The organism is Chryseobacterium endalhagicum (assembly GCF_016745235.1).
Classification (GTDB): Bacteria; Bacteroidota; Bacteroidia; order Flavobacteriales; family Weeksellaceae; genus Chryseobacterium; species Chryseobacterium endalhagicum.
The window spans coordinates 1,639,678-1,657,451 of sequence record NZ_JAELVM010000001.1 but is presented as its reverse complement, the minus strand read 5'-3'; the positions used below and the strand labels follow the sequence as shown (position 1 = coordinate 1,657,451).

The window sequence follows — 17,774 nt, the reverse complement described above, 5'->3', positions numbered from 1 at the left end:
GTTTATTATTTGAATTCTTCAGCCGGGTTTCGTATGGCCTATTACCCGGTTGAAGTCTTTTTGAATTTTAATTTAAAAAAAATATGAAAAATTTTGAACACATCCATATCGGCGCTTTGATCAAAACAAGAAAAGAGGAACTGGATATGGATCTCCAGCGTATCTGTAATTTTTTTGAAGATACCACGGAAAATATTGAAAAAATGTATCAGTCAGAGCATCTGGACAGCCAACTCTTACTGCGGTGGAGCAAGCTTCTGGAATATGATTTTTTCAGAGTGTACTCCCAACATCTTATTTTATTCGCCCCATCTGCAGCCGGGGGCAAAATAAGAAGAAAAGTAACCGATCTGCCACAATTCAGGAAAAATATTTACACAAAAGAAATAATAGACTTCATTCTGGAGCTTCATGAAACAAAGAAGAAAACAATAAACCAGATTGTTCAGGATTACAGGATTCCAAAAACAACTTTATACAAATGGATCAGTAAATATAAAAAGACAAAGTAGACCTAATTCCCTACAGCATCAAACGCCGGATCAACCCTTAAAAAAAACGACTATGAAAAATTCATCCCCTGATTACAAACGTATCTACATGGAAATCATTAATGAAAATTACCCTAAAAAGAAAAAAATCTGCCAGAGTATACTGAATAAAAAAGAACTGTCCGTTCTGGACATCTTAAAATTAAATGCACTGATATTCAATAAGGAAGAAAAAGAAACCATCAAATCCAACCAGCAGCTCCGTTCATACGATAAAACCGCCATAGGTGAGATCCTGGAATTTCAAAAGAACAACAATTTAAACAACAGCCAGCTTGCCCTGCATTTTAAATTAAGCAGAAACACCATCACAAAATGGAAAAAACTATTCCAGTAGAGAACATATACAGCAAATTCTTATTGGTTATAACCTGACAAAACGTTCATCACCAATCTCTTTATATACAATATCCCCCGCTTCAGGGCGAGGGATATTTTAGATTACTTTTTCAGGTATTCTTTTCTTTATTATGATCCTGCAGCATACACCTGCACACCTCCCAGCCAGGTCTCCAGCACAGGGATATTCCGCATGTTCATATATTGTGACGATTGAGTGGTTAATGAAAGCGGATCCTGCTCCAACACAACGAAATCGGCAAAGTAACCCGCATCCAGTGACCCGGCCCACTGATCTGCATAACACTGCCATGCCGCATCATAAGTAACCGCTATCAAAGCCTGCTCCGGAGTAATACGTTCATGAGCGTTCAGGACTTCAATACTTGCTGTATTTTCTTCCATTATTCTGGTAACAGACTGTTCCATCATCCTTAAAGGCCCCAGCGGACTTACTTCATTATCGCTGTGAAGGGTAATTCTCATTCCGGCCTCAAGCGATGAACCACAAAGATCGAGCATTTCTGCCTTATCCTTAAATATTACTTCTTTAAAAGCATAGCCCCAATATCCTACATGCCCGATCAAAAAGCTTGGCGAAACACCCATCTGCAGCATAGACGTAATCTGAGTAGGCGTCAACAGAGAGCAGTGTTCTATACGGTTCCGAAGCTCCGGACCTTTGTACTGAGCAAGGGCACTTTGGTAAGCCTCTATGGCAAATGTGACTGCCTGATCCCCGTTGGCATGAATCATCAGAGGCCAGCCTTTCCCGGCTACTACAGTATTGATTAATGCGTCATACAGCGGCGGAATGGTATGCGGCGGAATTCCTTTTTCCGGAAAATTGAATATCCCCGTATTACCAGCAGGATCACAACAATAAGGAGTACTCTGATAACCGGTTAATCCCTGATTCGAACCATCTGATACCACTTTAATATGCCCGCAATATACCGGCTTGTACTCTGTTGGCTGCGGATAAGCACCAAGGCCGTCAGCATCCGCCTGGTCAGCGCAGATCAACGCTCCTCCAATGCGCACCAATTCCGGACTTCCCTCTACATACGAAGTCAGGACACTTTCAAATTTTTTATTCAGCCCGGCATCATACATAAAAGTAACTCCTCTGGAATTAGCCAGCTGAAAAAGACTGGTCAGATAAGCGTCCACATCTTTAGCCATAGCAACAACCTGATCCTGAATCACTTCCAGTGCAGGCGTCATTTGCTTGCTTTCCTGTAGCTGGCCCTGGGTTTTCTTGACGTACTCATCAGCCGTCAGATAGTGCTCCTGCACATATTTACTGTTCTTAAATACATGCTTTAATGCGCTGGTATTCAAATAAAGCGTATGCATGGAAGCACTCAGCAGCATCATCGGGTCAGGATTAATTTTATCGAGCACCGTATTGGTAATGGTCTGCAATTCGTTTTTCCCATTGGTCTGAACAAACGGCATCAGTGAAGGATCCAATCCTTTTCCTAAAATAACATATCCGGCTGTGGTAGGAAGATTATCGTTGATGGTCACTCCGATAGAGTTTAAATCATAAGTTGGCAGTAAATCCTGACCTTTAAAAGGACTCACGTCGATCCATTCAGCCATCATCGCAGCGGGAACAATATGAACGTGCGGTTCAATCAGGCCCGGAAGCAGAGTTTGCTTTGGACTTAGCTCTTTAATTTGATACCCCTGATGATTACTATCCATAAAAGTGGTCACAGCTTCTTTTTTCCCGGCTACCACAACATTTCCATCAGCTATGCCAATGGCTTCCACTTTCTCCGTTGATCCACCGATCATTGGCCGGATAATACCGCCGCTGATCAGAAGTGTTTGAGGTGACGACTGAGCAGTCTGCCCGGATTCAGGCTTCATTTTCTCCAGATTTTCGGAGCTGAAGAGCTGTTCTTTCAGAATTTCTAAAATAGGATTGTTGCAGCCGCACTGAGTACAGCCATGTGCATGTTCGTGTTGGTTTTCCATGGTTTGATTGGGTTAATTTGTTTTTAGTTTTATTGTATTAATATGTTTCTTTAAGGTTGACGGGAGATTTAAAGCTGAAAAGCCAAGGCATTGAAGCCAAAATCATTGATTATTGCTTGTACAGGCACAGGGAAATAAGCTCTTCAGCGGATGAAAGCTTTTTTTACAAAATAAGTACTTATAAATAATTATGATTAAGTAAATGTGGTATTAAAAATAGTTTTCATGGTATTTTTTACATTAGTTTCTATAAAAATATAAAAAATATTCTCTTGTCCTTCATTTTTATCACACAATGTTGATATTTTTTTCTTATTTAAAATATCATTCACAATAAGTTTACAATACCAATGATTATGATCAGCAGTTCTGAGGGAAATTTAATCTGTATTTTTCTGAATCGTATAGATATATTCCGTTGGGGTTACGCCTTCAATTTGCTTAAAAACCCTGTTAAAAGTGGACTGGCTGCTGAATCCTGATGAGGTATAGATGTACATAAGGGTAATTTTACTGAGATCATTCTCCCCGATCAGCTGCTTAACATATTGTATTCTGCAAAAATTGATGTAGTGGCTAAAATTGTCATACCCATTCCGTTTAATAGCCTTTGCGATATACAGATTATTAATTTTTATGAGATGTGAGAGCTTTGAAATCGTAAAATCTGCATCTGTAAAACTATGCTGGACCTCAACAATGTGCTGTACTTTTTGAAAAATTTCAGTATATTTTTCTGTCTCCCTGTCATAACCGGAGAGATTTTCTTTTGAAATTCCAGTCTTATCACTTCCGTTGGTAACTTCCGGATCGGATTCCGGAACAGCGTTAGAATTTTTCTCATGCTCAAAACTGGCAGCCATCCTCAGTGTTCTTATTTTATCATTATAATATAACAGCAATACCACAATAATAATATTCGCGGCCCCAACTAAAGCATCTGCAAGATCGGTTTTATTGAAATTCGGGGTTTCAACCGTCAGAAATTTACCTATCAAAGTGACCAAAGCCACAATCAGCAGAACATACAGCGTATATAGATAGACATATTTTTTCTCGAGGAAAACATAAGCACCAATAGGAATAGGCAATATCCACAATGCAGTTCCCGCCGAATATCTCCAGAAATAAAGCATAATAAAAGCAGCAAAGAGCGGATCTAAAAATAAATAGAGATAAACCACTGCTTTGATATTGTAGGTTTTCCTTATAAGAAGATAAGTATACAGCAGAACAAGAAAGTAAATAAATGTAGCCAGTGCAAAATTCCGGTCATTCAATGTAACATAAATAATAATTGAATAAAGACATAAAGCCACACATAAAACATATACAATTAAAGAGATGCAGCGTCTCTTCATCTCTTCTTCTCTGTTTCCGGATGAATTTTCGTTATGTAAAATCATACAAATATAAAATTTGACTGAATCAACTATTTAATAATCAACAAACTACATTTTATTAAATTAAATTGAAAAATTGATTTATGCTTACAAATTATGATTACTGCAGGCAGCTACCTTTGCATGTAAAGATAATAACTAAATGTTTGCATATCCTAAAATGATAATTGAACTTTTCAATTAAAATATCAAACATATTACACATTTACTTATGCTATTAATTTAAAAACTCAAATATAAGTACTGAAAAACCATCTCTTCAGCTATTAAACTCCATTAAAATGTATTTACAATCAACCACTCATACTATTTGGGTGATTAAGAAAGTATGGACTTTAACTCCCTGAATAACAAATAAGAAAAACCTTCATTCCCTCATTTATTCTGATTCAAAATATTCTGAATCGGAAAGCATTAAGACAAATAAATCCTGTCTTTATTTTAACAAAGCACATCATGAAATTCCCACAACAACAGCCGAAGTCCATCCTGCCTTTATTCAAAAGGGCTTCCCTGTTGTTGTTATTTTCATTAGCAATCATGAGCAATGCTCAGTCTTTTTATTTTGTTAAAGGCACTCAAATCACCCTTGACGAAACCACTACATTTTTTGTGACAGATTCCGGAAAAGTCAGTCAGGCAAGGCTGAAGAATTTTGAGGAAGAGATTACGGAAAATAAGCAGGCTTCCAATCAGACAAAACAGGCAGCATTCAACAAGAAGAAATTCAGTTCTAAAAAAAGTGACAAAAAAACGGCTTCAAAATCCTCTGAAAAAAAGTCTGAAAACGTTCAGAGAATAAAGACAGAATCCATTGGATTAAAACCCTGTCCGGATCATTTCATATCATCTTATCAACAGGGAATAGCTGTTTCAGCGTCTGTTCCGGGCATTAAATACAACTCTAAGTTTTTCATTGAACATACAGCACTGAAGACATTGCAGGGCTATTCAGCCAGTACGGACCATGAAACCGTCAATAATAGTTTCCTTTTTTTAAATGATTATCATTTGTTACAGTACGTAACCCGCCCGCCTCCTTTTGAATTCTATTCTAAAAACATATTCTAATAGTTAAAATTTTAAAGAAAAATTAAGGTGAAAAAAATAAATACTTTCATGGGTGTATTCCTGATGATGAATACCCTCATGCTTACAAAAGCTCAAAGCCCCGGTGGAATCGGCGGATCTCAATTATGGTATAAAGGTAATCTGGGAACAGTTGCCGCAGGCAGCAATATCATCGGATGGAACAACAGTTCTTATAATTTATACAATCTGGTCCAGCAAGGCACGGCTGCTACCCTGCCCACCTCAAGCCAGATTAATTTTAATCCATCCGTAAGATTTGACGGTATTGATGACCGTTTAGCCACATCATCTAATGTTCCGCAAAATGTAACCACAACATCTGCAAGCCCTTACACTACATCGCAGTATGTTGTGTATAAAAAACTGGGCGCAGCAATGAACCCGCTTTACAGTCATTCTGACGGCGCCGGAGGAACCTGGAATGTAGGTGGAAACTCAGACGGCGGCATGCTGATCACAAACCGGAGCATCGTAACTTCCGCTCCGGTGATCAATGAAACCCGCCTTCAGTCATTAAACGGATCTTCCAATGGAGCTACGGCCTATCTTAACGGAACCGCAATATCTACCAGCTTTAACAATAACACAGCTATCGCAGGAGCCAAAAACTTCTGGGTGGGCGCCGAAGGGACCAGTGCCAACAAGTTTGCGAATTCAGATATTGCTGAAATTGTTATTTACAATATAACCCAAACGGAATCAGCACGCCAGCAGATTGAAAGTTATCTGTCTTTGAAGTACGGAATCTCAAAATCCGGTAATTATACAGCCTCAAACGGAACCACCAATTACTGGAGTGCTTCTGCCAATACGGGATACCTCAATAATATTACCGGAATCGGCAGGGATGATAATTCTGTTCTTTATCAAAAGCAGTCGATGAGCACCAGTTTAGGACAGCAGATTTTGATCGGACTTACAGGAATGGCTGATACAAACACTGCCAATTCCGGAACGTTAACAGATCAGCAGTTTCTTGTTGTTGGAGATAATGGACTCGCAAAAGCTCCTTCTGTTATTATCAGTGGGATTCCCGGAGTTAATTCCCGTTTCGGAGCAGTCTGGAAAGTTCAGAATACCGGTTCTGTAGGAACGGTAAGAGTGATGTGGCCACAGGGACTGACAAATTTAAAACTTGTTCAAAATAGCTCAAATAGCTTTACGACAGGCAACACCGTTACTGATATGTCAGCAAACACGCAGACCATCAACGGAGTGATTTATAATTATGCTGATGTTTCTCTTACGGACGGACAGTATTTTACCCTGGCCGCTTTTGTACAGGCTCCGGGAGGAATTGTCAACAATCTGCGGGTCTGGATAAAAGCGGATGATAACCCGAATGGAAATACCACGGACAATACAGCAATATCCACCTGGCCTAATAAAGGATTGATAGGAGGTAATTTTACCGGAGGGGCAGCTTCTCCCAACTCCATTGCTTTGCAGACAACCGGACCATTATACCGGAACTCTTCTGCGATGAACATCAATTTCAACCCTGTGGCACAATCTACCACTACTTCCGGTCTTGGTATACGAAATGCATTTGCAGGTACGGGAGATGATTATACCATGATTGCACTGCACAAAAATCCAACTGTTATAGGATATAGAAATATGTTCCATTTTCACGGGGGCGCCAATTTAAACGCAATAAGCGGCAGCGGCGAATGGTTCGGGGCTTTAGCTAATTTTCCTATCGCATGGCCTTCTGCTGTGGGATCAGCATCCTATACCGTAAACATTCCTGCTGTTAGTACATTTTCCGCTACCGGAACCGGGACGATTGCCTATCAGGTAAACAGTGTATCAAAAGGCAGCGGTGCCAGTCTTTCAAAATCAGGAACAGATCTGTTAATAGGTGTTGACGGTGACGGCGGACCTGATGACGGAATAGATATCATAATGCCGGAAAATATAATGTATAATTCGGTTTTGGGCAGTACAGATTACAACAAAGTAGTATCTTATCTGGCTATTAAATACGGAATTACCTTAGGAACCTTTGCATCTCCTGTAAATTATACAAGTCCCAACGGAACAACAGTGTGGTCTGCGGCTGCAAGTTCCTACCATACCAATGTGATCGGTATAGCGAGAGAAGATGTTGAAGGGCTGCATCAGAGAATTTCAAAATCACAGGATGCTGCGGCGGATATTATTACCATCAGCACCAACAACAATTTCACCAACGCCAACAGCAGCGCGAACCATACGGATATTGCCAATGACCAATTCTACTTTATAACGGGGAACAACGGTGCGGCAACAACCTATAACGCGCAGAACATCATGAACCGCAGATGGAAAGTACAGTCTACAGGAACCGCACAGAACCTGTACATCAAAACTTCCGACATCCAGGCAACGTATCTGATCTATGCAGATGATGACGCCATGACCACCAATGTTGTCAATATTCCTCTCACAAGCAGTACTACCCCTGGGATTCAGATTCCAAACGGAAAGTTTTTCACCTTTGCTAAATTCAGTTTCTGTACAAAAGACCCGAATACCTCTCCAGCGGATGTTATTACGAAAATCGGGATTACCATTCAGACGAAACAAAGCGGATGGCCGGAAAATATTCCGAATGGCGCCGTAGCTCTGGAATCCAAAACAAGAGGCTTTGTCATTACACGTACCCAAAGTTCATTAATCGCAAATCCTGTAGAGGGAATGCTTATTTATGACACCGTGGACCAATGCATTAAACTTTACAACGGAACCACATGGCATTGCGTAGTAAGAAGCTGTAACGAAACTTTTAATTAATCAAAAATGAAAAAAATAATATTATCAGCAGTTATTCTTGCCGGATTTTCGTCTCTGGCAGCACAGGTGGGCATGGGGAAAGCTTCTGTAGACGGAGACGCTATCCTGGACTTCCCTTTATCGAATACCGGCATTATCCTTCCGATGGTAGACACCCTTCCAACAGGTGCTGCGGCAAGCAACGGAACATTTTTGCTGGACAAAACAGACCTCAGAATAAAAATGCGTGAAAAGAATCTATGGGTATCCTTATCAGATCCCGGAAATCTTACCGGTACCATGCCCAATGCATCTGCGGAGGCAGGAGGAGGTGTCATTATAGGTGCTGCAAGTTCTCCGGCGCATGGAGTACTGGTCCTTGAAGCAGCAGGCAAAGCACTGGTTTTACCCAAGGTCAATAATCCTGTAGCCAATATGAAAAGCCCGGTAGCAGGAACAGTATGCTACGATACAGTAAGTAAAACAATGGCTGTATTTGACGGATTAAAATGGAGCTTTTGGAAGTAAACTTAATAAACAGGAAGGCCGGCACGAATGTGCCGGCTTTTTTTGGTTTTAAATCGTTTTAATTCAGAATAAGTATTCGTTTTTATAGCTGGTACATTAGTGTTGGCATCCATGGCAAGGTTTAAAACCTTGCCATGGATATTTCGGGGGTAAAAGAGCATTAATTTTCTTAACCCGGTCCCAGGTTACCCATCAGATGTAATGATTCATTGAAACCCATAAGCCTTACATATCCGTCGGACTACTGTCTTTATCTGTTTTGATCGTAGCTATAAATTCGGAAGGTGTGATTCCCTCGATCTGCTTAAATACCCTGTTGAAGGTAGACTGATTGGAAAATCCGGATTCTGTGTAGATATACATCAGGGTAACTCTGCTGATATCATTTTCGTACAGCAGCTTTTTTACATTCTCAATCCTGCAGGTATTCAGATAGTGGTTAAAATTGGAGAAACCATTGAGCCTGATGGATTTGGATATGTATAAATTATTAGATTTCAACATATTAGATAATTGAGAGATCGTAAAATCCACATCTGTAAAATAAGCCTTGTTTTCTACAATATCTTTCACTTCTTCAAATAAAGCAGCATATTTCTCTGTATTTTCCTGCTCTGAGAAGACCTCTTTATCTTTTTCAACGGTTTCAGCAGCATCCGTTTTAGCATTAATGGAACTATCATTCATCTGGCTGCGGCTGTTTGTCCCGGAAAACTTCAGCTTATTAAAGATATTCTCTTCTATTTCTACCTTTCTGATCTTTTCATTGTAATACAGTAAAAGCATGAATACCGCAAGATTGGACAAACCCACAAACGTATCCGAAACCACCATAACCTTGACATCATCAAGGCTGAAATAATCAAACGTAAAAAATTTATTAAGGACACTCACCGCAACGATGATCAGAAATATATACAACGAGTAAATGTAAATGTATTTTTTACCCAGAAAAACATGAGCTCCCAGCGGTACCGGCAGAAGCCACATGGCAGTAGCTGCAGAATACTTCCAGAAGTCGAGCATCACAAATCCCGCAAATAACGGCGCATACGTCATATAAAGATGAACAAGGACTTTGATGTTATAACTTTTACGAATAATCATAAAGGTGTAAAACATTAAAACTGAATAGGCCAGCATACAGGCGGCAAAAAAAGTATCTTTAATAACAAAATAAAATACCAGCGCGTATCCCAGCAATATTCCGGACATTAAATTCACATACTGGGAAATCAGTTTCCTCTTTAATGCCTCTACAGACGTATTTACAAATTCGTTATCAGCTACCATCATAATGTATTTCAAAAAACAACTTACACAAAATATTGATTAACAAATTATTATAAATTTTAATCAAATTTAAAATTCTATTTAGATTTGAATTTTTTGATTGTTTTTATCAACTAATTTTGTAAAAGTAAGTTACAAATTTAATAATATATGAACATATTCAAAATAATGAAAAATGTCAATCGATTTTCAATTTCTTATACATAAGTCTTTATAACGGGAAAGAATATTGCAAAATCCCTTATCTATTCAACAAAACAACACGTACCGATGAAAACACAAATATTTATTGAAAAAAGAAAAACATCAACGAATACCGGAAATCTGAATAATATATAAATTCCCACAGAAATATTTTCTACAACCGGAACTTTTCACGAAAACTTTTATTCTCTGCTTTTTCATAAAGCCTAGTCTTTTACCTTTTAATACGGTTTTATTTAATGAATTTTAAAGATATAAATATTGGTCCCATGATCAGTAAACGGGCACTTGAATGCAATATAGACCTATCCCGGCTCTGTAATTTTTTCAACTGTTCCAGCCAGGACATTTTAAATATGTATGATGCTAAAAGCCTTGACTGTGAGATCCTTTTGAAGTGGTGCAAAATCCTGGAGTATGATTTTTTCAGGTTTTATTCTCAAAATCTGATCCTTTATTCTCCGGTTTCGGCAGATCATAAAGCCAAAAAGGCTAAGGAACATTCGGAGATGCCTTATTTCCGTAAAAATATCTACACCAGAGAGGTAATTGATTTTATGCTGGAAATGCTGGAAAAAGGAGAAAAAACAAAAAGACAGATTATTGAAGAGTATAATATTCCTAAAACCACTTTGCACAAATGGATCGTAAAAAACAGAAAATAACCCCGCCCTTCTACAAAAAAATATATTCTGATATTCTTGCCAAAAAGTTCCCGGATAAGATCAATGAATATGAAACTATACTATCCAAAGACTATCTGAGCGTTTTGGATATCATCCAGCTTAATCAGAGGATTTTTGGAAGCGAGGAAATATTTACAGAGAACCAGCGCCTCCGTTCTTATGACGACCCGTCTATTTTCAAGATACTGGAATACCAAAGAAAATACAAGCTCAATAATACGCAGCTCTCCAATCATTTTAAACTGAGCCGGAATACCATTGCGAAATGGAAAAGAAGGTTTAAGGTTTAGGGGTGCGGGTTCCGGGGTGCGAGGTGCGGGTTCTCAGGAACTCATATTTTCAGCCAGCAGCAACAAGAAAAAAATTATAAAAAAACAAATTACACAAAATCAATGATTAAAATTATTTCGACAGTACTGTTACTCGGTGCTATGATTTCTGCGCATGCTCAAAACGCAGGAAGCGTTGGGATCAATACCTCTAATCCTGAAAAGGAACTGACGGTGAAAGGGACAATGAAGACGTCAGGGATGACCTTAAAAGATCCGCTGGAAAAACTGGGAGCAGATGAAAATTATTCTTTTTTAATTAAATCTCCGGCCCCGCAGAACAAAATCACTTCTTACAATGATTCTTTTGTGCCTACCACGCCGGCCCCCATCAATATGATTCAGTTTAAAATCACCTGTAATAATGATGATAAGGACTGGATCGCTGAGTATGATACCAAGATCAATTCCGGCAAGTTCCTGGTGATTATTGCCTCTCATGGATTTACCCAGCCGGTATTTACTTATAATTCAACCTGGATTACTCCGATGCCTGATATTTTTGCTTATAGCTCAAACGGCACCTGGAAGCTGAGGGCAGATTATACAGGATTCTCAACAGATGATGCTCTTCCGAAAGGGGTCTGGACGCTTAATTTATTGGTTTTCGACAGGGCTTATGCCAAAGAATTCAATATGGCACAAACCGTAAATACCGCCGGAACGGGTGCTGCCTCTGCCCCATTAATCCAATAATCTTAAAATATCATGAAAAAGATAACCACACTTTTACTTTCAGCTTGTACCTATTTCAGCATTAGCGCACAGGTTGGAATCAATATAAAGAATCCACAGGGAACCCTGGATGTTTTGGGAGGATCGCTGATCGAATCTTATGTTATTGATACAAAGAATTCATTTGCAACAGGGAATTATTACCTTCTTACCCGTTCAAAAGATTCCAATCCGGTAGGAAAAGTAAAGCTTCTCGATATTGCGCTCCGGAATGTAGCACCTGTCAATACTTACAATATTACGCTGAGAAATGTCAGCCAGGATGATGTTGTGAATTTAAATACAGGACTGGAAACCTCCAAATACATTGTCGCCATTACCGGAGCTGTTTTCACGGATTCTACGCCGGGTGTTAATACGACGACCAGTATCAAATCATTTGGTGCCTATTCCACGGAAGTAACAACTGTAACGAGCGGAGGAATAGCCTATAATGCCATTAATCTAAGCTTTCAGGGAGCCGGTACCACAGGTGCCCAAAACGGAACCTGGTCCCTTACCCTTTGCGTTTATGAGAAAGCACTTGTTAAAGACTGGGGAACGTATACCGGGAGTATAAAAAGCAATTTTACGGGAGTTTCAACTAATACACCATCAGGTCTTCAATAAAAAATCATGAAAAGAAAAATTTACAGCATCATCATCTTACTGACAGGATTAACCAGCAATGCTCAGGAGACAAAAGTAGGAATTAAAACCGCAAACCCTACAGAAACGCTGGATGTAAACGGTTCCAGCTACACCAACTCTTTATATCTCAGAAATCCCGGTGAACCCGATAAAACTGGCGGACATTTTCTTGCCACTTCTAAAAATACCCTGGACCTGTACGATCCGGCACTTGAAAGCAGCGGATTATTCAATTATATAAAACTGACCATTTCAGGGGTTCCTTCTACAGGAATCCAGGATTATGATACCAAAATAGATGCTTCCAGATTTCTGGTGGTGGTTCATAATTATTCTTTCCAGCTCAGTAATGGTTCTACGAAAGTGGCTTTGGACTATGGCAATAACGGTATTAATGATAATAAGCAGGGATCTCCCAATATCAATACATTCAGAAGCAACGGGACCTGGCATATCAGGGCCAATTTTACGGACAGTACGTTACAGAACTATGTAAATCCTGATGGTACTTACAACAACTTTAAAGTGGATCTGTATCTGATGGCTTATAAATATCTTATCACGAAGCAGAATATCAATGACAATACTAAGGATCTCGGAGGAACCAATGGTTCTGCCCAGGCACTAAGCAAGCCTTCCGGGTTTTAAGATGGTTTCCGGCCCGGCAGATTTATTTCTCCGGGCCGGTTTTTATCATTAATTCCCAAAATTCACGAAATGAGGAATATCCGTTCCGAAGCTGTTCATTGGCAGCAGATTATTCCGGTTGCTGTTAAAATCAAAGACCGAATTATTATCAAAAGGAACCCGCGGATAATAGGTGAAAGAAATCTGAATTCTGTTGAAAACCAGAAACGGATTATTAATTAAAACACCGATTCCTACTTTTGTATTGGCTGTGGTTTTAAGGAGTGTATCATCAGGCATGCCCAGCCACCCGACTGCCGCCGTTAAGTACGGACTGAAATGGAAATTCTTCCATGTTTTGTTGATAAAAAGCTGAAGCTGATACCTCAGCACCAGTTTTTTGGTTCCTATATAATCTGAGTCGTATACCGGAAATTCATCGGTAGAAGTAAGATTAATTCTGTCTTTATAGGTATAATTGTGCTGTGGGTTTCCCAATGCCAGAGTCGGGGAAAAGAAATGTCTTGCTTTGGCAAATTTCCAGTCCGAGAGATGGGTAAAATACGTTCCTTCCAAACGAAACGACTCGCGGTTCTGGCTGTCTTCATTGAAAAACCTTCCAAACTGAGCTTTCACATTGAAATACCCTGCTCTCATGAATTTACCGTAAGATGCAGAAACCCCTACATAAGGCATCACTTCATTACTTCTGGATAAAGCTCCGGCCGTAAAACTCAGCGACTTCCCATAAGCAACATCCTCCGGCAAATCATATTGAAAAATATTTTTCTGAACCGAGAAATCCCGCTGAATAAATCCAACAGACATCAGAAAGCTGCTGTAAGAACTGAAATACTGATACTGATCTATTCCGGGACTGTCTTTGTACTGGTAATTCTGAAATCTTCCGATCAGTGCAATATTGCTGTTCACTTTTTCATTGGAATCTGCTGAAACGGGAATCTGGTAACCGCCCCATAAATCCTGGCTGTACACCTTGATCTGAACTTCCGGAAATTTCGTATCCGTTTCTACAGGAAGCAGAACATTCCGCATAAAATATTCGAAAGTAAAACCACCCGCCCATTTCGTCAGCGGTGAGAAAAAGTCCCTTCTGACATTGAAATTGATTCTTTCATTTTTCAGGAAATCCCTTTCGCCCAGGATCTGAGCATTGATATAAGAACCCCAAAGGTTGTATGCGGTGTAGCTTCCCAAGAGATAATCCTGCTTTTCTTTGGAATCGTTTCTGTAAAGTAAATTCAATTCGTGCCCCAATCCAAGCATATTTTCTTCCGTCACTCCCAGACCGATTTTACTTCCGGAATAACTTACCCTCGGCTTCAGGCTCCAGGAATCGAGAACCTTAATCACCACATCAATAGAATCTTTGCTGGAAGTACTGTCCGAAACACTGATGTTTACCCTGTTTATAAAAGGCATCGTCCTCAGCAAACGCTCGGATTCGTAGAGTTTCTGGGCATTATATTCTTCACCTTCCTTAAAAAGTAAATAATTATCAACGGTGGAATTCCTTGTATTGGCATGAAGATGATTGGTAAACCAGTCATACCATTTTGTTTTTTGTTTTTTCTCTTTTGAACCGTATCCAAACGGGTCAATGGTTTCTATCCTGATATTTCTGATATGTTTTCCCTGATGAGTTTCCTGCGACAGCTTCTCCGTGGTTGTTCTGACAGATGCCGAATCCGCCTGCCTGCGAAATATAAAACGGTGAATGAACTTGGTCACTTTCCTTTTATCTGAAAAATTTTCTATTTTATAGTAAAGCGAGTCTTTTTTCTCTTGTGCATTCAGAAGGAGTACACCGTTTAAAAAGAACATAAAAATTACAAGCAGTCTTTTCATAAATAATCAAAGAATATGATAAAGCTTGTGACATCAATTTACAAGCCAATAGAAGCAAAAAACGAGGTTTTAACGGAAAAAATAAACAAGGTACCACAAAGATGAATGATATTTTACAGCTCAGTTTGTGATATATCTTCCGGGCTTCATTATTCAGGAAATTCATTTTCTACAAAAACAAAGCATATAAATAATAAAACCCCTATAAGCAGGGGTTTTAGTGATGATAGAAAGACTCGAACCTTTTTGCAAAATGTTTTGGCTTCTTATCCTTATTTTAATTTACGAAACCTGATACAATCCACGATTCAGAATATAGATTCTGCACGGTCCCATCGGCCTTTGTAATTGGAGTTTTCAAAAGATATGAGGATACCGGAAATATATTTCTTCAGTATGATTTTGGTCTGTTTCCAATAGCTGTTTTCCGGTACTCATAGCTTTATTCATTTAATTATTTGGCAGCAGTACTGATTTTATTAAATGCGTAAGGCACCACCCCAATTCCGAGAGAAAGTAAAACTCCTACCAGATTATTTAATTCCGGAAATACATTATTGTCAAAATAGTTCCACATGGCAAAAGCAGCCAGAACACAGGCCAGTCCTACAGACACCAACCCGCTTATAAAAGCTAAAAAACGGCTTACGCTTGTATTAGGTTTCTCTGCATTGGGATCGTTACTAGTCATAGTGGCGGTCTGCATCAGTAACTGCTGATTGGCAGCAGGAGCCGCCGCAAAAGCCTTAACCTGTTCTGTTTTTTCTGCTTCCATCTGCACATTGGCATCTTTATCCAAAAGGAGATCTTTGAGAGATACTTTGTCTTTTTTCAGTTTTAAAAAAACAGTACATACAATTAACAGAAAAAGCAAAATAGGAGAAATGGCGAGCCATTTTTCAACATCTGTTATTGGATTTAGGGGTATTGTAGGTGTTGGTGCTGGTGTTCCGGAAGTTCCTTGTCCAAAAAGGTCGGCTGATATAAACATAGCGATCAGCGACAGAAAAAAAATTGATGATTTCATAGGTATTAGTTTTGATGGTTCGTATTTATTTTGAAATGCCACCCGAGCAGATTGTAATGCACAGCTTATTTCATCACAAATTTTACAATTATATACTATCCCGTCAATTACCCGTTTGGGTAGTATTATTATTCAGAATGGTAAAAGACTGCAGGCTGCTTTTTTCAGCCTGAAACCATATTGGAAATAACCATACCACATAAAGAGAAATCAAATGAATTACCTTTCAGGACAAATCTTTCAAGTCCTGCTGCTATAAAGAAGAACAATACTTTTTCACTTTAGGATTCTCATCGCAGCAACATTCAGATTATTAGATGAAAGCAGCCTTTTCCATCTGGCTATGGTATTTCTGCTTAATTTGAAATGTATAGCCAGCTGTGTATTATTTAGTCTGTTTTTTTTCTGATAATCCAAAATTTCACGAATTGTTGAAATATCGTAAGATTTATGCCTCTGGTTGGCTACAGATCTTTCTTTATTCTTTTCTCCAAACAGTAAAGAATTCAGCTTAATAATATCTAAAAAAGATAATTCTTTCTTTTCCAAAATAGATTTACACAGTTCTTTTTTTTCCGGATACTTTTCTCGTACAATATCATTATAAATTCTCTTATAATCCGGTGATCCTAGTCTTCGCATGACTTATTAACAATTTAATTTATTAGGTTTATCTTATATTAATTTTCCGTACTTAGTTTTTTTATTCAAACGCCCGAAAAAGGCCGAAGTGTGACTGATCTCCGGCCAAAACAACAAAAAACTATGCAGCCACAAAACAACTATCAATCTTTTGATTCTATTTCAGATAAAGCTCTGCTGTGGGAGCTGTAATGTAAAACCAAATCTCTAAACCCGAAGCTCCTGCTGACTCCGCTTCCCTTATTGCCTGTAAAGAAAACGTATATGTTCCCGGAGCAAGATTAGAAATAGGGTACATCATTGAGTAATTTAATCCACATGCTTGTGGGTTAGTATTTGCCATGGCCCAGCTTGCCATGTCTACATCATTATAGGTTGTAGTTGTGGTACCTGTTGTCTGGGCAATTCGGAAACGCAGTGTACCAAATGCACCAGGTTTAGATTGCCCCTGTATATTCAAGCTACCCATAAAACTTAATATCAGCTTTGTGTTTGGAGAAGGAACCGTAACATTAATCTGGGAGCCAGCTACTGTAGTATATGAAGTCCCGGCAAGTACACTACCACCCGGTGAATCGGTAGGTATTATATATGGCAAATTTACAAGTGCCCAATTAGTATTAACGTCCAGATCCCACCCATTGGCATTTCCGGCGGTAAGGGTTGCCGATTTTCCGGCTTTTAAAACAAAGATATTGCTGCCTGGAGAGGTACCTCCCAGACGCAGAATCTCCCCGCCTGCCGCAGTTAAGGTTAAATCAGCCGTTGTACTGTTATTCCTGATATAATACTTTCTGCCTCTGAAATCTACTGCTGAATTATCCGTAGCAGATTTTGAAGGGAGGGTTAATTTAGAATTTCCGGTTCCTGAAAAGGAAACATGATAGTCAGTAGGAAGAAGAGGATAGTCATCTGTGATCTCAAGATAATTCCCTTCAATAGATCCTCTTACATCCAAAGTACTTGAAGGTGTTGGTGTTTTAATACCTATCTGAGAATAGGCCTGTGCTGACAAAAACAAGGTGCCCGCCCAAAATAATGTTTTTATATTCATTGTGTTTATTTCCTGATTA

Annotated in this window: 17 protein-coding genes; 10 read left to right on the top strand and 7 right to left on the bottom strand. The window is 39.1% G+C overall.

The genetic code is table 11. The annotated features are described in order from the left end of the window. Window positions 1-83 precede the first annotated feature (83 nt). Together JET18_RS07240 and JET18_RS07235 are read left to right on the top strand one after the other, a co-directional pair. Complete coding sequence (locus JET18_RS07240; protein ID WP_202089949.1) at window positions 84-512, top strand: transposase; 429 nt, start codon at window positions 84-86, stop codon at window positions 510-512. A 52-nt stretch (window positions 513-564) separates the two neighbouring features. Next, window positions 565-888: a helix-turn-helix domain-containing protein gene (locus JET18_RS07235; RefSeq protein WP_202089948.1), complete on the top strand. Its 324-nt coding sequence runs from the start codon at window positions 565-567 to the stop codon at window positions 886-888. Between the two features lie 131 nt (window positions 889-1,019). On the opposite strand, the gene JET18_RS07230 is transcribed toward JET18_RS07235, so the two are convergent. Both JET18_RS07230 and JET18_RS07225 read right to left on the bottom strand, forming a co-directional pair. Further along, window positions 1,020-2,879 (bottom strand): amidohydrolase, encoded by a 1,860-nt coding sequence (locus JET18_RS07230; protein WP_202089947.1) that lies wholly within the window; start codon window positions 2,877-2,879, stop codon window positions 1,020-1,022. A gap of 380 nt (window positions 2,880-3,259) precedes the next feature. Then, on the bottom strand, window positions 3,260-4,285 hold the full coding sequence (locus tag JET18_RS07225; protein ID WP_202089946.1) for a helix-turn-helix domain-containing protein: 1,026 nt from the start codon (window positions 4,283-4,285) through the stop codon (window positions 3,260-3,262). A 453-nt stretch (window positions 4,286-4,738) separates the two neighbouring features. Here JET18_RS07225 and JET18_RS07220 point away from each other — a divergent pair, with 453 nt between their 5' ends. Genes JET18_RS07220 through JET18_RS07210 form a run of 3 tightly spaced genes read left to right on the top strand, consistent with a single transcriptional unit; the run spans window position 4,739 to window position 8,659 of the window. Beyond that, window positions 4,739-5,353 carry a hypothetical protein gene (locus JET18_RS07220; RefSeq protein WP_202089945.1) on the top strand — a complete coding sequence of 205 codons (615 nt, stop codon included), beginning with the start codon at window positions 4,739-4,741 and terminating at the stop codon, window positions 5,351-5,353. Window positions 5,354-5,380: 27 nt separating this feature from the next. After that, window positions 5,381-8,152, top strand: coding sequence for a beta strand repeat-containing protein (locus JET18_RS07215; protein ID WP_202089944.1), 2,772 nt, complete (start codon window positions 5,381-5,383; stop codon window positions 8,150-8,152). 6 nt (window positions 8,153-8,158) lie between these two features. Next, window positions 8,159-8,659, top strand: coding sequence for a hypothetical protein (locus JET18_RS07210; protein WP_202089943.1), 501 nt, complete (start codon window positions 8,159-8,161; stop codon window positions 8,657-8,659). 225 nt (window positions 8,660-8,884) lie between these two features. Here JET18_RS07210 and JET18_RS07205 read toward each other — a convergent pair whose 3' ends face one another. Continuing rightward, window positions 8,885-9,955, bottom strand: coding sequence for a helix-turn-helix domain-containing protein (locus JET18_RS07205; RefSeq protein WP_202089942.1), 1,071 nt, complete (start codon window positions 9,953-9,955; stop codon window positions 8,885-8,887). Window positions 9,956-10,425: 470 nt separating this feature from the next. On the opposite strand from JET18_RS07205, the gene JET18_RS07200 reads away from it, so the two are divergent. The 5 genes from JET18_RS07200 (at window position 10,426) to JET18_RS07180 (ending at window position 13,184) form a co-directional block, all read left to right on the top strand. Continuing rightward, entirely contained in the window at window positions 10,426-10,821 is a 396-nt protein-coding gene (locus JET18_RS07200; RefSeq protein ID WP_228728497.1) for a helix-turn-helix domain-containing protein, read from the top strand. Next, a complete protein-coding gene (locus JET18_RS07195; RefSeq protein WP_202089940.1) occupies window positions 10,797-11,132 on the top strand; it encodes a helix-turn-helix domain-containing protein in 336 nt (111 codons plus the stop codon). Before JET18_RS07200 ends, JET18_RS07195 begins: the two co-directional genes overlap by 25 nt. Before the next feature lie 102 nt (window positions 11,133-11,234). Then, window positions 11,235-11,867, top strand: a complete 633-nt coding sequence (locus JET18_RS07190) for a hypothetical protein (RefSeq protein ID WP_202089939.1) — start codon at window positions 11,235-11,237, stop codon at window positions 11,865-11,867. A 12-nt stretch (window positions 11,868-11,879) separates the two neighbouring features. Beyond that, window positions 11,880-12,515 (top strand): hypothetical protein, encoded by a 636-nt coding sequence (locus JET18_RS07185; protein ID WP_202089938.1) that lies wholly within the window; start codon window positions 11,880-11,882, stop codon window positions 12,513-12,515. A gap of 6 nt (window positions 12,516-12,521) precedes the next feature. After that, window positions 12,522-13,184, top strand: a complete 663-nt coding sequence (locus tag JET18_RS07180; RefSeq protein ID WP_202089937.1) for a hypothetical protein — start codon at window positions 12,522-12,524, stop codon at window positions 13,182-13,184. Window positions 13,185-13,232: 48 nt separating this feature from the next. Here JET18_RS07180 and JET18_RS07175 read toward each other — a convergent pair whose 3' ends face one another. The 4 genes from JET18_RS07175 to JET18_RS07160 form a co-directional block, all read right to left on the bottom strand. After that, window positions 13,233-15,032, bottom strand: coding sequence for a POTRA domain-containing protein (locus JET18_RS07175; protein ID WP_202089936.1), 1,800 nt, complete (start codon window positions 15,030-15,032; stop codon window positions 13,233-13,235). 454 nt (window positions 15,033-15,486) lie between these two features. Then, window positions 15,487-16,059 carry a hypothetical protein gene (locus tag JET18_RS07170; protein ID WP_202089935.1) on the bottom strand — a complete coding sequence of 191 codons (573 nt, stop codon included), beginning with the start codon at window positions 16,057-16,059 and terminating at the stop codon, window positions 15,487-15,489. 276 nt (window positions 16,060-16,335) lie between these two features. Then, window positions 16,336-16,701, bottom strand: a complete 366-nt coding sequence (locus JET18_RS07165) for a helix-turn-helix domain-containing protein (RefSeq protein ID WP_202089934.1) — start codon at window positions 16,699-16,701, stop codon at window positions 16,336-16,338. Window positions 16,702-16,858: 157 nt separating this feature from the next. After that, a complete protein-coding gene (locus JET18_RS07160) occupies window positions 16,859-17,755 on the bottom strand; it encodes a hypothetical protein (RefSeq protein ID WP_202089933.1) in 897 nt (298 codons plus the stop codon). Window positions 17,756-17,774: the final 19 nt, after the last annotated feature.

What these genes read in the sequence shown, in the direction of transcription:
- JET18_RS07240 (WP_202089949.1), top strand. Translation starts at nt 84, where the DNA reads ATGAAAAATTTTGAACACATCCATATCGGCGCTTTGATCAAAACAAGA.
- JET18_RS07235 (WP_202089948.1), top strand. Translation starts at nt 565, where the DNA reads ATGAAAAATTCATCCCCTGATTACAAACGTATCTACATGGAAATCATT.
- JET18_RS07230 (WP_202089947.1), bottom strand. Translation starts at nt 2,879, where the DNA reads ATGGAAAACCAACACGAACATGCACATGGCTGTACTCAGTGCGGCTGC.
- JET18_RS07225 (WP_202089946.1), bottom strand. Translation starts at nt 4,285, where the DNA reads ATGATTTTACATAACGAAAATTCATCCGGAAACAGAGAAGAAGAGATG.
- JET18_RS07220 (WP_202089945.1), top strand. Translation starts at nt 4,739, where the DNA reads ATGAAATTCCCACAACAACAGCCGAAGTCCATCCTGCCTTTATTCAAA.
- JET18_RS07210 (WP_202089943.1), top strand. Translation starts at nt 8,159, where the DNA reads ATGAAAAAAATAATATTATCAGCAGTTATTCTTGCCGGATTTTCGTCT.
- JET18_RS07205 (WP_202089942.1), bottom strand. Translation starts at nt 9,955, where the DNA reads ATGATGGTAGCTGATAACGAATTTGTAAATACGTCTGTAGAGGCATTA.
- JET18_RS07200 (WP_228728497.1), top strand. Translation starts at nt 10,426, where the DNA reads ATGATCAGTAAACGGGCACTTGAATGCAATATAGACCTATCCCGGCTC.
- JET18_RS07195 (WP_202089940.1), top strand. Translation starts at nt 10,797, where the DNA reads ATGGATCGTAAAAAACAGAAAATAACCCCGCCCTTCTACAAAAAAATA.
- JET18_RS07190 (WP_202089939.1), top strand. Translation starts at nt 11,235, where the DNA reads ATGATTAAAATTATTTCGACAGTACTGTTACTCGGTGCTATGATTTCT.
- JET18_RS07185 (WP_202089938.1), top strand. Translation starts at nt 11,880, where the DNA reads ATGAAAAAGATAACCACACTTTTACTTTCAGCTTGTACCTATTTCAGC.
- JET18_RS07180 (WP_202089937.1), top strand. Translation starts at nt 12,522, where the DNA reads ATGAAAAGAAAAATTTACAGCATCATCATCTTACTGACAGGATTAACC.
- JET18_RS07175 (WP_202089936.1), bottom strand. Translation starts at nt 15,032, where the DNA reads ATGAAAAGACTGCTTGTAATTTTTATGTTCTTTTTAAACGGTGTACTC.
- JET18_RS07170 (WP_202089935.1), bottom strand. Translation starts at nt 16,059, where the DNA reads ATGAAATCATCAATTTTTTTTCTGTCGCTGATCGCTATGTTTATATCA.
- JET18_RS07165 (WP_202089934.1), bottom strand. Translation starts at nt 16,701, where the DNA reads ATGCGAAGACTAGGATCACCGGATTATAAGAGAATTTATAATGATATT.
- JET18_RS07160 (WP_202089933.1), bottom strand. Translation starts at nt 17,755, where the DNA reads ATGAATATAAAAACATTATTTTGGGCGGGCACCTTGTTTTTGTCAGCA.